Annotated in this window: 14 protein-coding genes; 10 read left to right on the top strand and 4 right to left on the bottom strand. The window is 72.1% G+C overall.

Going from position 1 to position 13,568, the window contains the following annotated elements:
- The first annotated feature begins 84 nt into the window (after positions 1–84).
- From EUS26_RS05235 to EUS26_RS05190, 10 genes are all read left to right on the top strand, one after another.
- Positions 85–528, top strand: a complete 444-nt coding sequence (locus EUS26_RS05235; RefSeq protein WP_130012133.1) for a hypothetical protein — start codon at positions 85–87, stop codon at positions 526–528.
- The gene (locus EUS26_RS05230) at positions 525–1,019 is read left to right on the top strand and encodes a hypothetical protein (RefSeq protein WP_130012132.1); all 495 of its coding nucleotides are present in this window, start codon (positions 525–527) and stop codon (positions 1,017–1,019) included. The genes EUS26_RS05235 and EUS26_RS05230 overlap by 4 nt, the downstream gene beginning before the upstream one ends.
- A 3-nt stretch (positions 1,020–1,022) precedes the next feature.
- Positions 1,023–1,277, top strand: a complete 255-nt coding sequence (locus EUS26_RS05225; RefSeq protein ID WP_130012131.1) for a hypothetical protein — start codon at positions 1,023–1,025, stop codon at positions 1,275–1,277.
- Positions 1,278–1,288: 11 nt separating this feature from the next.
- Entirely contained in the window at positions 1,289–2,551 is a 1,263-nt protein-coding gene (locus tag EUS26_RS05220; RefSeq protein ID WP_130012130.1) for a hypothetical protein, read from the top strand.
- A complete protein-coding gene (locus tag EUS26_RS16870) occupies positions 2,551–4,230 on the top strand; it encodes a hypothetical protein (RefSeq protein WP_165368510.1) in 1,680 nt (559 codons plus the stop codon). The genes EUS26_RS05220 and EUS26_RS16870 overlap by 1 nt, the downstream gene beginning before the upstream one ends.
- A 59-nt stretch (positions 4,231–4,289) precedes the next feature.
- Entirely contained in the window at positions 4,290–4,445 is a 156-nt protein-coding gene (locus tag EUS26_RS16865) for a hypothetical protein (RefSeq protein ID WP_165368509.1), read from the top strand.
- A 1-nt stretch (position 4,446) separates the two neighbouring features.
- Positions 4,447–5,550: a peptidoglycan-binding domain-containing protein gene (locus tag EUS26_RS05205; RefSeq protein ID WP_130012128.1), complete on the top strand. Its 1,104-nt coding sequence runs from the start codon at positions 4,447–4,449 to the stop codon at positions 5,548–5,550.
- Positions 5,547–5,900, top strand: a complete 354-nt coding sequence (locus tag EUS26_RS05200) for a hypothetical protein (RefSeq protein WP_130012127.1) — start codon at positions 5,547–5,549, stop codon at positions 5,898–5,900. Before EUS26_RS05205 ends, EUS26_RS05200 begins: the two co-directional genes overlap by 4 nt.
- A gap of 193 nt (positions 5,901–6,093) precedes the next feature.
- Complete coding sequence (locus EUS26_RS05195; RefSeq protein ID WP_165368508.1) at positions 6,094–7,128, top strand: DUF2971 domain-containing protein; 1,035 nt, start codon at positions 6,094–6,096, stop codon at positions 7,126–7,128.
- 43 nt (positions 7,129–7,171) lie between these two features.
- Positions 7,172–7,411: a helix-turn-helix domain-containing protein gene (locus tag EUS26_RS05190; protein ID WP_130012125.1), complete on the top strand. Its 240-nt coding sequence runs from the start codon at positions 7,172–7,174 to the stop codon at positions 7,409–7,411.
- An 11-nt stretch (positions 7,412–7,422) separates the two neighbouring features.
- Here EUS26_RS05190 and EUS26_RS05185 read toward each other — a convergent pair whose 3' ends face one another.
- The 4 genes from EUS26_RS05185 to leuS form a co-directional block, all read right to left on the bottom strand.
- Positions 7,423–8,445 carry a ComEC/Rec2 family competence protein gene (locus EUS26_RS05185; RefSeq protein ID WP_165368507.1) on the bottom strand — a complete coding sequence of 341 codons (1,023 nt, stop codon included), beginning with the start codon at positions 8,443–8,445 and terminating at the stop codon, positions 7,423–7,425.
- A complete protein-coding gene (locus tag EUS26_RS05180; protein ID WP_202865059.1) occupies positions 8,442–9,509 on the bottom strand; it encodes a helix-hairpin-helix domain-containing protein in 1,068 nt (355 codons plus the stop codon). Before EUS26_RS05180 ends, EUS26_RS05185 begins: the two co-directional genes overlap by 4 nt.
- A 136-nt stretch (positions 9,510–9,645) precedes the next feature.
- Positions 9,646–10,530 (bottom strand): DegV family protein, encoded by an 885-nt coding sequence (locus EUS26_RS05175; RefSeq protein ID WP_202865058.1) that lies wholly within the window; start codon positions 10,528–10,530, stop codon positions 9,646–9,648.
- A complete protein-coding gene (gene leuS, locus EUS26_RS05170; RefSeq protein WP_130012123.1) occupies positions 10,527–13,454 on the bottom strand; it encodes a leucine--tRNA ligase in 2,928 nt (975 codons plus the stop codon). Before leuS ends, EUS26_RS05175 begins: the two co-directional genes overlap by 4 nt.
- Between the last annotated feature and the right edge of the window lie 114 nt (positions 13,455–13,568).

Raw genomic sequence — 13,568 nt, 5'->3', positions numbered from 1 at the left:
CTCCTTTGGCTCCCCCAAGAGTAAAGGTTTGGTAAAGAACTCGCCGTGCGAACGGCCCTTACTCGTCATCGACCAGGAGGCCACATGAGCCGCATCAAGGGCTCGCTCACCAGCATCGAAGCGTGGGGCGCGCGCACCTGGAGGTGGGTCGAGCGCGACAGCTTTCGCGAGACCATCGCCCTCATCCTCGCCGCCGGGTCCGTCGTCCTCGGCGCCGTCATGCTCTTCGACCCCGGCCCCTTCAATCGGCCCACCTTCGCCGTCGCCATGCACTGGATGCCCGCCCAAACGTGGGGCGTGTTCTTCATCCTCACCGCGACCGCGATGGGCCTCACGATCCTCACCTCACGCCGCGACGCCTACTGGCCAGCCGTTTTCCTCACCGGCCTCTACTGCGGGTGGTCCGCCGCCGCGCTGCTCTCGACGACCGACCCGTCCGTTGTCCTGTCCGCGGTCGTCATGTACTCCCTCGCCTCGGTCCTCTGCGCCGTCACCGCCCTGTCCTACTGGCGCGAGTCCCGGCCGTGACGCAACCGCTCACCGTCACCTCCCCCGGGCACGCGGTCGCCCGAGCCGGCTACGGCATGGCATGGGTCCTCGGCATCGCCTACATGACCGGGTGGGCCGAAGCCACCTCCCTCGAGGAGCTCACCGGCAAGGTCTTCGTCGGCATCTGGTCCATCTGCCTCGGCGCCGCCGGCGCGTGGGGCGTCCTGTCCATACGCGCCGCGACCTACTCCAAAGGCTCTGCGAAGCCGCTGCTCGGGGCCATGCGCGACGAGGCATGGTCAGCGGCCGGCATCGCCGTCGCGCTCCTCGGCTACGAGGTCGTCATCCTCCGCAACCTCGGGCTCTTCGACGGTGCCGCCACCCAGATCCTCGTCACCGGCATCGGCCTCGGCTGCGCGTTCCGGGTCCGCCAGATCCGCAGCGAGATCCGGGACGTCCGGGCATCCCTGGACAACCCCGTGGCCGCGGACCCCGCGCCGCTCGGGAGACCCGACGCAGACGAGGAGTGAGGCGTGGAGCTGTGGACGCTCGCCATCCTGCCCGTGCTCCTGGTCCTGGCCCCGCTGGTGTGGAAGGACCTGATCTCCCCCAGGGTCAACCCCGAGCGGGACAAGCCTGACGAGTCCACCACGGTCGTCGTCGGGCAGCCCGTGCAGGGCATCGACTGGGACGCGCGCCTCGTCGACGACTTCGACCGTGAGCAGCTCGAGCACCGCCTCTGCCACTCCGTGATGCGCGACCACGGCATCACCATCCCGCACGACTGAGGAGCACCCCCATGTCCGAGACCACCCTCCCCGCCCACATCGGCTGGGGCTACGTCCGCGGCCGCGTCATCGCGTCGGTCGCTGACACCGCCGAGGACGCCGACGAGTACCCCCAGGCGCGCCCGCTCGCCGGCAAGGTGTTCTTCACCGACGACGTCGACGTGTCCTTCGGGTCCCCCGACCAGGCCGGCACCACCGGGTACGCGGACATCGTCTACCACGACGTCATCGAGGCGTCCCTGTCCTCGTCCGGGCGCATCCTCGACGGCGAGGGCCGGCAGGGCATCTGGCTCCCCGAGGGGTCGTGGGCCGTCCGGGTGGAGCCCGCGAGCAACGGCAACGAGCCGAAGCGGAAGCCGCTGGAGGGTCGCCTCACCATCGGCCCGGAGCACACCCTGGAGACCCCGCAGCAGCTCTCCCGCGCGTTCCCCTACACCGCACCGGCTGGGGCGACGGTCCAGACCCTGGTGGTCCCGGACGACGGTGTCCCGGGGCAGCTGCTGACCCGCGACGTCGCGGGTGAGCTCGCGTGGGTCGACCCCGTCCAGGCGGGAGCCACCTACGACGACTCCGGCGTCATCGCGCGCCTGGACGCGCTCGAGGGCGAGCCCGCCCCTGACCTGTCGGGGTACGCCCAGACCTCGAGCCTCGCCACGGTCGCCACCACCGGCGCCTACGGCGACCTCACCGGCAAGCCCACCATCCCCTCGACCCCCGGCGAGGTCGGTGCGCAGCCGGCCGGGTCCTACGCCACCCTCGTCGGCGGCGTCATCCCCTCCTCTCAGATCCCCGCGCTTGCCCTCACGAGCACCAACGTCGTCGCCTCCCAGGCCGCGATGCTGGCGCTCAGCAACGTGCAGACCGGGGACATCGCCGTCCGCACCGATGGCGCGGGCACGTTCATCCTGTCCGGGGCGAACCCTGCGCAGATCGGGTCGTGGACGCTGCTGTCCTCCCCCACCGACGCTGTCACGTCCGTCAACGGGCAGACCGGGGCCATCACCCTGTCCGCGGCCAACGTCGGCGCCGCGCCGACCACCCGCACCATCACCGCCGGCACGGGCCTGTCCGGTGGCGGCGACCTGTCCGCGAACCGGTCCCTGTCCGTCAACTACGGCACCACGGCGGGCACCGCGGCGCAGGGCAACGACTCGCGCCTGCAGGCCGCGGCAACGGCCGTGCAGCCCGCGGACGCGACGCTGCTGCAGCCCACCATCCTCGCGGCCGGAGCCACCCCACCCTCCGACGGGATCTGGCTGAGGGAGCGCGCCTGATGGCCATTGGCACCCCGACGCTCCTGGCGACCTACCAGTCGACAGCGAACGTCACCACCGGGCAGATGGCCGTGGGTGTCGCCGTGCCCGCCGGCGAGGTCGTCGTGGTCACTGCCCACGCCGGCGGGGCCGCGGACCTAGCCATCGGCGACTCCAAGGGCAACACGTGGGCCGCGGGGCCGTTGATCACCCAGGCCACCGCGCCCGGGTCGACGACCCGCATCTTCACCGCGCTTATCACCGAGCCCCTGGAGGAGTCAGACACCATCACTGTGGCCCGTGCCGGGTCCGGCGGCCTGGTCTGGCACGCCCTCCGCATCACCGGGGCGTCCGGCGCGGTCGGGTCGTCGGTCACCAACACCGGCACCACCGCCACCATCGCCACCGGGGCTGTCCCCTCCGCCGCCGGGAACATGGTCATCATCGCCGCCACGTCCGCGGCGTCCGCGACCCTCACCGGGTCCACCGGCACCACCGTCATCGGCACAGGCGCAGCGACCGGCGGCAACTCCAACCGGTCCGGGTGGGCCGCGCACCGCCTGTCCACCGACAACAACCCCGTCACCCCCACCGTGACGATGAACAACGGGTACGCCTGGTCCGCCGCGGCCGTCGAGCTTGTCGCCGCACCCACCGCACCCGGGCAGACCGGCGACTACGAGGTCGTCCGCAGGGTCGGCGGCGTCACCACCGTCCTCGACGTCGTGCGCCGCGCCGGCGGCGTCACCACCGTCCTCGAGCTCGTGGCAGACGGGGGCACCTCACCCGAGCCTGCGACCGCGCTCACCGGCCTCTACTACGGCACCGTCAACGCCACCACCGACCCCGTCGCCAACACCCAGTCCGGGTTCGGCGTCACCCCCCAGCTCGTGTCCGCCTACCTCCAGTGGGGCGAGAACTTCGACCTGACCACCCAGTCCGGCACCGACCGCCTCAACATGTTCAAGGCCGTCATCGACGCCGGCACAGCGGTCTACCTCACCGTCCAGGCGAAGGACGGCGCACCCCACTCGTACAACGACATAGCGGGCGGCAATACCGCTGCCCTCGCGCGCCTGCAGAAGTGGTGCGAGTTCGTGCAAGCCCTCGCCGACTACTCCCCCCAGCAGACGTACATCGGCATGGGCTCCGAGTTCGAGGTGCAGGTCAACCAGGGCCTCATCACGGGCGTCTCCAACCAGACGTTCGCCCAGGCACACGACCTGTTCTGCACCTACGCCCGCCAGCACGCCCCCGACTGCCGCACCGTCTACCACGTCGGCCACTTCGACGCGACCGCCATCCTCGAGATCCTCGGGCACAAGCAGGTCGGCATGGACGTCATGGGCCTCGACCCCTACCGCGGCGGCGGCGGCAACCCCTCCACCACCGTCCGCCAGATGATGAACGGGAAGAACCTCACCCCCGCCAACGTCCGCTCCAACACCAACATCATCCGCCTCGGCAACGAGAAGGGCTCCCCCGTCGCGGTCGCCCTCACCGAGTACGGCACCGACCGGTCATACACCGACTCGTCCATCGCCGGGTTCATCTCGTCCACGCAGGCAGCGATCGACGCCGAAGACCTCGAGTTCACCATCTACTGGAACTCCGACAGCGGCCCCAACAACAACTCCCGCGTCGACGTCACCGGGTACGACCTGTCACGGGCCGCGCTCGCCGCGCTCGTCTCCATCTGACCCACCCCAACCCGCGACCCCGCACCAGCGGGGCGCTCCGTCCTGCCCAGGAGGGCGACATGGCACAGCAGAAGACCGTGACCGACTACCAGGCCGAGGCCGTCCGCCTCCTCGCGCTCGCCGGCGACGCCGAGCACCCCGAGGACCAGCACCGCCTTAAGGCCCGCGCGCAGCAGCTCGCCGCGCAGGCCGAGGCCGAGAAGCTGGAGGACTGACATGCCCACCGCACGCGACTTCCTCGACCAGTGCGCCAAGCACGTCGGCGAGACCGGCGACAACTCCACCTGGCTCGGCCTCGCCGCCGAGGTGCCCGACGCCTCACTCAAGCGGTGGGCCGACTGGGACTCCCCCTACTGCCAGGGCGGCATCCAGCTGGCCATGATCCGCGTCGGCATGGGCCTCGTCCCGTGCACGCTGCCCTACTACGTCCCGTCGATGGAGCAGTACGCCCGCAACCAGGGGGCCTGGGTCGACTTCGACGACATCCAGCCCGGCGACTTCATCATCTTCGACTGGGGCGGCGACGGCATCGGCGACCACATCGGGCCCGCCCGAGCGCGCCCGCAGGGCAACTCCGTCGCGACCGTGGAGTGGAACACCTCGAAGGACGACTCCGGCTCCCAGAGCAACGGCCGCGGCTGTTGGAACCGGACGCGCTACCGCTCCCAGATCCGCGGGGCCTACCGGCCACCGTGGACCGCCTACTCCCAGCACGGCTACGACCTGGCCCACTGGCGGCAGGTCCAGATCGACCTCACCACCCTCGGCCGCGACCCCGGCCCGGCCGACGGCGTCAACGGCCCGAAAACCAACGCAGCCGTCAAGGCGTTCCAGTCCCGGTGGGGCCTCGAGCGGGACGGCATCCCCGGCCCGATCACCCAAGCGGAGATCCGGCGCCAGCTCAAGGCCCAGTCCGAGCCGAAGCCGCCGCCCGCCCCCGAGCCGCCCATGCCCACCCCCGCTCCCGCTCCCGAGCCGGAGCCCGACCTGGAGGTGCCCGACGTGGTCGACCCCGACGCCCCCAACTTCACCCGCCTCGGCGGCGAGACCAGCATGGCCACCTCGGTCCTGCTGCAGCAGCTGGACCCGCCGGCCGACGGCGAGGCGCGGGCCTACCTGGTCGCGCACGACTCGCCCGTCCACGGCCTCATCCCCCGCGACGGCGTCGTCCTGCTCGGCCGCCGCGGCGCCGGGACCCTGGCCCCCGAGGTGCGCGACTTCCTCGCCACCGCCAGGGCCACCGAGCTCGTCGTCGTCGGCGGCCCCAACGCCGTCACCCCCATCCTCGCCGCCACCGTCTACCAGGAGATCAGCGCATGAGCACTGCCACCCAGACCCGCCACCCGTGGCGCGCGGTCGTCCGCACCTCCCTGCAGGTCGGCGTCCCCGCCGTCCTCGCCCTCGGCCTCGTCGTACCCGAGGTCGTGCGCATCGTGCTCGAGGAGGTCGGCGCCCGCACCGACGTCCCCGACTGGCTCCGGGTCGCCCTGCTCGGCACCGCGGCCGTCGTCACCGCGGTCTCCGCGATCCTCGCCCGGGTCATGGCCATCCCCCAGGTCGAGGCCCTCCTCGAGCGGGTCCGGGCCCTGTCGTGGATGGCCGCCGAACCGCCGGCCGCCCGGCATACCGACCACGACGGCGACGGCGTCGCGGACCACGCGCAGACCTGACCCCATGGACCGGCTCGACGCCTGGACCTGGGTCGTCTTCGCGTTCCTCATCGGCCTCCTCCTCGGCCTCGCCACCTGACCGCACCCGCACCACGGCGCCCCCACCCTCCACGCGAGGGTGGGGGCGCCTCGTCAGGTAGCAGGGCATGATGGCGCGATGGAGCACGGACGGAGAACCAGCATATTCACTGGCGTGGCGCTACTGTCACGCTTCGAACAAGACCAAAAGTTACGAAAAGCCGCATGGCTTGACAACGGGGCCAACTACCCGGATCTGCTTTACCATTACACGAGCCTGGACGGCCTAGAGGGGATCATCACCTCATCGTCGATATGGGCGTCGGATCCGCGCTTCTTGAATGACTCTTCTGAACTGACCTACGCGGCGGGTCTAGTAGATGAGTGGGTACAGGAGGCAGTTTCTTCATCGACCAGCGTGTCAGAACAAGTAAAGTCGTACTTGCCGGACCTTCACGGCCTGGTAGACATGCCAGCCATGGGCCTGCATCCGTTCATTGCCTGCTTCTGCGAAGAGGGAGACTTACTCTCTCAGTGGCGCGGCTACGGCTCTTCACAGGCGCCAGTATCCATCGGCCTTTCACTCCGCCCTTCGGTGAGCCGGCTGAGACTGCCCAACCAGACCACCTTGGAGAAGGTTGTCTACGACCCAAATCAACAGCGCGCCGCCGTAACAGAGGTCGTCGAAACGTGGCTTATCACCCTGGCAGCGCTCCTCGATGATGGATTCCCGAGGTCCGCCCTGCTCCCGGAGCCGGCAAGGGAGGCCCTAATGCGCGCATTGAGGGAGCAATATCTATGCTTCAAGCATCCCTCGTTCTCCGAGGAGCGTGAATGGCGACTTATCAAATTGATAGATGTCGATGCAGAAATAGAACACGCACTCAATGTGGAATCTGACAAAATGGTCGCAGCAGCCGCTCGGAAAATGAAGGCCTTAGGTCGGACTTTCGAAAGACCCCCAAATCTAGCTGCATCGCGCGAAGGCGTGCGTGTGAACTTCAGAAAATCAGCCATTGGCCTTATACCTTACGTCGAATTGAAGCTGCACGAAACTTCGCTTCCACCGCGGCTGCCGCTGCGCAGCGTTCGACATGGCCCTACAGCTCATCCGGACCTGGCAGTGGACTCGCTACGGATGTTTCTTCGCAGTTGCGGATACAACCCTGCAGTCGCAGTCAACGCGTCAGCAGTGCCGCTCAGATTCTGACCTCCCGGAGTGGCTTTGACCTCTCGTAGCCTAGCCTGAACGAGTGCCCTACCCTGGCCGCACCTCCACCCACGAGCCCGACCCCGAGCTCGCACGCTGGGCAGCCCCCGGCCACAACCTCCCCGACGACGTCAAGGCCTACATCGTCCGCGAGTATCAGGCAGGCCGGTCCCTGCGCGAGCTCGCCGAGATCACCGGCCGCTCTCACGGCGCCGTCCGCAACATCCTGCAACGCGCCGGCGTGCCCCGCCGGGGCCGCGGGGCCTCGCGCCTCACCAGCTGACACGACTACCCTCAACAGACATTCACCCCGCTGACCGCACTCAGGTGGGTCATGCCGGTGTCCCGCATGGCCTGGGTCAGGTCCGGCGGGGTGAGCGAGGTGTCCCCGATGACCAGCCCGGGCACCAGTCCGCGGGCATCCACCGGCAACGGGTCCACCGCCCGGCGGAACCGTTCCCTGACCTGGTCGACGCCCCGCAGCAGGGCTGCCGGCCGGTCCAGCGTCGTGGGCGGCCCGCGGGGCGTGAGCACGGCTACGACGCGGTCCCCCTGTTCGGCGGGAGCCCAACGGCCGGCCGCCTGCAGACGGCTGCGCCAGGCCACGTCGTCCCACCCCTGGTCGGCCGTGGCGATGACCAGCACAGGGGTGCGGGGGCGCGAGGTCTCGCCCCGGGCCGAAGCCCTCACGACCCGCGCCTCGAGGATGACGAGGGGGTCCCGCTCGTCCGCCCGGGCCACCACCCGCGGCTCGGTCGTGACGACCAGCTCGACCTCGGTCACGGCACGCTCCTGGGCCCAGCCCTGGACCGGGCCGGCGCGGGCGGCCGCCAGGTGCAGCGCCGCGGCTCCGCAGACCAGGCCCACGGCCGCTGCCACCAGCGCGACGACGAGCAGGACGGGGCTCGCCCTCCCGACGCTGATGCTCCCTCCGACGCCGGCCCGCCGGCGGACCCGGTGCCTGGCGAGGACCGCCGAGGCCAGGGCCAGGGCACCGGCCGCGACGACAGCGGGCAGCCAGCTCGGTCCGGGCAGGGCGGCGACCAGGACCGCCCACGCCACGACGGCCGGCAGCAACAGGCGTGCGTCGTGCGGGCTCTCCTCCTCCGGAACAACACCGTCGGGGTCGTGGCGGTCGTCCGGGTCCTGGCGGTCGTCTGGGTCGTGGCGGTCGTCTGGGTCGTGGCGGTCGGCCAGGTCGTGATGGTCGGCCGCCGGCGGTCCGTCGGGGCCTGGCTGCCCACCCCCGCCCTGGCCGCAGCCCTCCTGGCCCCCGCCACGATGGCGCGAGGCGACGACCGGGCTGGGCTGCGTCACGAACCGACCGTGACCAGCGGCTCGAGCTGCTCCAGGGTCCGATCGCCGATGCCGCTCACCTCCAGCAGCTCCTCGACGGTGGTGAACCCGGCGTGCTCCTGGCGCCAGGCGAGGATGCGGCCGGCCGTCACCGGGCCGATGCCCGGAAGCTCCTCGAGCTCGGCCTGGGTGGCCCGGTTCAGGTCGACCAGGGCCGCCGGTGCCTCGGTGCCGGGCACGGGGCCACCCGTGGCGACCGGCGACGCGCCTGCGGCGGGTGCCCCCGCGGCCCACGCGGCGGGAGGCTCCTCACCGGGCGCTCCCACCCAGATCTGCTCCCCGTCGGTCACGACGCGGGCCATGTTGAGCGACCCGGGGTCGGCACGGTCGGTGAGACCTCCCGCCGCGTCGACGGCGTCGACCACGCGCGAGCCGGCCCGCAGCTCGACGACACCGGGTGCGGCGACCTGCCCGACCACGTGCACCAGGACCGGCCCGGCCGCGGCGGCCTCCGTCGTCCCTGCCACCGACGGCGCGGCGCCGCTGCCCTCGGGCTGCCCGGACTCCGCCGGGGCCGGCCCACCGGCCCCGTCCGGGACGCCCGTCGGTGGCGCCTCACCGGCGCCCTCGTCGGTCGGTGGCCCTGACGGAGCAGTCCCCTCGCCCGCGACGCCCCCTTGCTCCGCCGGGGCGACGCTCGGGACCGCCGTGGCCTGCTGCTCGACCCACCACCACCGGCCGCCCAGGACCACCAGCAGGACGACGGCCACCAGCAGCAGGCCGCCCACGGACCGGGCCCCCACGCCGAGCGCGGCAGCACGCCCCGCCCCCGGCACCGGGACCAGCCGCACCTCGGAAGCTCGGTCGTCCCCGGCGCCGACGTCCTCGGCAGCTCGGGGGTCCCCGGCACCCTCGGCGTCCCCAGCCCTTCCGGTCTCGCGCAGACCTCCGGGGCCTGCGGCGGCCCGCGGGTGTCGCTCCTCCTCGTCACCGCGACGCGCCGACCGCGCCGGCGACTCGTCCTCCGCTGCACGCCGCACGCGGTGCCTGCCCTGGTGCAGGGCCTCGATCTCCCCCGGGTCCATGGTCGGCACGCTAGGCACGGCGGGGTCACCCGGACAGGGGCCGCGAGGCATCTGTGGACGGCCCGCCCGTCAGGCCGAGGCTGTGGACGACGCCAGCAGGTCGGCTGACGTCAGCAGGTCGGCCGACGTCAGCGGGTCAGCCGGCGTCGGCGACCACCACGCCCAGGGTCCCCGGCCCGGTGTGCACCCCGAGGCTGGGGTCCACCGGCAGCACGACGGGGTCGACGTCCAGCCGCTGCGCCAGCCGGTCCGCGAGCGCCGTCGCCGCGTCCTGGGCGTCCAGCTCGTGCACCGCGAGACGGGGCCGCCCACCGGTCTCCCGCATCTGCCCGACCGCCTCCTCGACCAGCGTCTCCAGCCGCGCGAGGGCCTTGCCGCGGGTGCGCACCCGCTCGGCGAGCACCACCTCCCCCTCGACCACGGTCAGCAGCGGCTTGATCGAGAGCGCCGACCCGAGGACCGCCTGCGACCGACCGAGACGACCGCCCCGACGCAGGTGCTCCAGCGTGTCGACGTAGAACCAGGCCCGGGCCCCCGCCAGCCGGCGGTGCACCAGCTCCTCGACCTGCTCCAGGTCCCCGCCCTGCGCGGCGAGCGCGGCGGCGTCCTGGGCGGCCCAGCCCAGCGCCATACCGACCGAGCGGGAGTCGACGACCCGCACGTCGACCTCGTCGGCGACCTCGGCCGCCGCGAGCCGGGCGGCCTCGACCGTCCCGCTCACCCCACCCGACAGGTGCACCGACACGACGGCCCGGCAGCCGGTGCGGGCGACCAGCTCACGGTAGGCCTCGGCGAACTCGCCCGGGGACACCCGGCTGGTCGAGACCCCGGCCCGGGGCCCGGCGGAGCGCAGCGCCTCGACCACCTCGGCGTGGCCGACCTCGCGCGAGTCGCCCCTGCGCCCGGCGACGACGACGTGCAACGGCACGACCGTCAGCGCCCCCTCCGCCCCCGGCGGGAGGCAGCTGGCGCTGTCGGTGACGAGGGCGACCTCCATGGCAGAGCGGGGGGGCCGGCTCACACGACGATGTTGACCAGGCTCGGGGCCCGCACGACGACCTTGCGCACCGGCGCCCCGTCGAGGAAGCGCTGGACCTTCTCGCTGCCCAGCGCCAGCGCCTCGAGGTCGGCCTCGGAGATGTCGGCCGCGACGTCCAGCCGGTCGCGCACCTTGCCCTTGACCTGCACCACCGCGGTCACCGTGTCCTCCACCAGCAGGGCCGGGTCGGCCTGCGGGAACGGCGCGTAGGTCAGGTCCTCGTGCCCGAGCCGCTCCCAGAGCTCGGCCGCCAGGTGCGGGGCGACCGGGCCCACCATCTGCACCAGCGGCTCCACGGCGGCGCGCGGCACGGCGTCCAGCTTGGTCAGCAGGTTGTTGAGCTCGATCATCCGCGCGACCGCGGTGTTGGTGCGCAGCGCCGCGTAGTCCGAGCCCACGGCGTCGATGGTCCGGTGCAGCGCCTTCGCCAGCTCGGGGCTGAGCGCCTCGTCGGTCACCGTCAGCTCGCCGGTGTCCTCGTCGACCACGTTGCGCCACAGGCGCTGCAGGAAGCGCTGGCTGCCGACGACGGCCCGGGTCTCCCACGGCCGGTACTGCTCCAGCGGACCCATGCTCATCTCGTAGACCCGGAAGGTGTCGGCGCCGAACTGCTCGACCATCTCGTCCGGCGTGACGACGTTCTTGAGCGACTTGCCCATCTTCCCGTACTCCTGGGTGACCGGCTGCCCGTTCCAGGTGTAGGTCGAGGGCCCGCCGTCGGAGGAGGTGTGCTCCTCGACCTCCTCCGCGGGGACCGGGAAGCCCCGGGCGTCGCGGTAGACGTAGGCCTCGATCATGCCCTGGTTGATGAGGCGACGGAACGGCTCCTCGCTGCGCACGTGGCCCAGGTCGAAGAGCACCTTGTGCCAGAAGCGGGCGTACAGCAGGTGCAGCACCGCGTGCTCCACCCCGCCGACGTAGAGGTCGACGCCGCCCGGGTCGACGGCACCCTCGGGGGCACCGGGCACGGTCTGCTCCCGCGGGCCGATCCAGTACTCCTCCACCCCCGGGTCGACCGGTGCCGCGGTGTTCTCCGGGTCCAGGTAGCGCAGGTAGTACCAGCACGACCCGGCCCAGTTGGGCATGGTGTTGGTCTCCCGGCGCACCGGCACCGGCCCGCGCCCGTCCCCGAGGTCCATCGTCGTGTGCACCCAGTCGGCGGCGCGCGCCAGCGGCGCCTCCGGCTCGGAGTCGGCGTCGTCGGCCTCGAAGGTGCGCGGCGCGTAGTCCGGCACGTCCGGCAGGGTCACCGGCAGCTGGTCGTCGGGCACCGCGTGGGCGACGCCGTCCTCGTCCCAGACGACCGGGAAGGGCTCGCCCCAGTAGCGCTGCCGGCTGAAGAGCCAGTCCCGCAGCCGGTAGGTCACGGTCGCGCGCCCGCGACCGGTCTCCTCCAGCCAGCCGATGATGCGCTCCTTGGCGTCGGCGACGCCCAGCCCGTCCAGGCTGACCTCGTCGTTGGCGGAGTTGATCGCCGGGCCCTCGCCGGTGAACGCCTGGTCCTCGGGGTGGCCTGGCGTGGGCTGCACCGTGCGCACGACCGGCAGGTCGTAGGCCCGGGCGAAGTCCCAGTCGCGCTCGTCCTGGCCGGGCACCGCCATGATCGCGCCGGTCCCGTAGCCCATGAGCACGTAGTCGGCGACGAAGACCGGCACCTGGTCGCCGGTGACCGGGTTGGTCGCCCAGGCGCCGCTGAAGACGCCGGACTTCGCCTTGCCCTCGGTCTGCCGCTCGACGTCGCTCTTGGTCGAGGCCTGCCGCTGGTATGCCGTCACCGCCTCGCGCGGGGTCGGCGCGCCACCGGTCCACGCGTCCTTGGTGCCGGCCGGCCACGCGTCCGGGACGATCTGCTCGACCAGCGGGTGCTCGGGGGCCACGACCATGAAGGTCGCACCGAACAGGGTGTCCGGGCGGGTGGTGAAGACCTCCAGCCGGGCCTGCTCCCCCGCGGCGGTCGTCGTCGCGAAGGCGACCTGCGCGCCGGTCGAGCGGCCGATCCAGTTGCGCTGCATGAGCCGCACCCGCTCCGGCCAGTCCAGCCGGTCGAGGTCGTCGGTGAGGCGGTCGGCATACGCGGTGATCCGCATCATCCACTGCGACAGGTTGCGCTTGAAGACCGGGAAGTCGCCCCGCTCGGACCGACCGTCGGCAGTGACCTCCTCGTTGGCCAGGACCGTCCCCAGGCCGGGGCACCAGTTGACCGGGGCCGCCGAGACGTAGGCCAGCCGGTAGCCGTCCAGCACCCGGGCCCGCTCCGCCTCCGACAGCTCCACCCACGGGCGGCCGTCCGGGGTCTGCCGGGTCCCCTCGGACAGCTCGGCGACCAGCTCGCTGATCGGGCGGGCCCGACCGGGCGCCGCCTGCCCCGACCCCTCCCGCGGCGCGGCCTGCGGGTCGTACCACGCGTCGTGGATGCGCTGGAAGATCCACTGCGTCCACCGCACGTAGTCCGGGTCGATGGTGGCGAAGGTGCGGCGCGGTTCGTGCGACAGCCCGATCATCCGCATCTGCCGGCGGTAGGTCGCCATCGCCTGCTCGGTCGTCACCCGGGGGTGCTGGCCGGTCTGCACGGCGTAGTGCTCGGCGGGCAGGCCGAAGGCGTCGAAGCCCATGGCGTACATGACGTTGGCGCCGGTCGTCCGCAGGAACCGGGCGTGGACGTCGGTCGCGACGTAACCCAGCGGGTGCCCGACGTGCATGCCCGCGCCGGAGGGGTAGGGGAACATGTCCATGACCACCCGGTGCTCGCGCCCCTGCGCCAGGCGCGGGTCGTCCGGCGCCGCCCACGGGCCGGCCGGGTTGGCCGAGGCGAAGGTGTCGTCCTGCTCCCACCGGTCCTGCCAGCGGCGCTCGATCTGGCCGGCCAGCTCGGCGGTGTAGCGGTGCTGCGGGATGCGCTCGCTCATCGTCTGCCCTCGTCTCGTTCTCGCTGCGGGTGCGTGCTCACCGTGCCCGGTGCATACGAAAGCCCCTCACGCAGGAGGGGCTGGCCGCGCTCGCAGGTATGTCGTCTGCTCAGC

The sequence above is a fragment of the Serinicoccus sediminis genome, assembly GCF_004153545.1.
Classification (GTDB): domain Bacteria; phylum Actinomycetota; class Actinomycetes; order Actinomycetales; family Dermatophilaceae; genus Ornithinicoccus; species Ornithinicoccus sediminis_A.
This window is presented reverse-complemented; position numbering and strand designations above follow the sequence as displayed.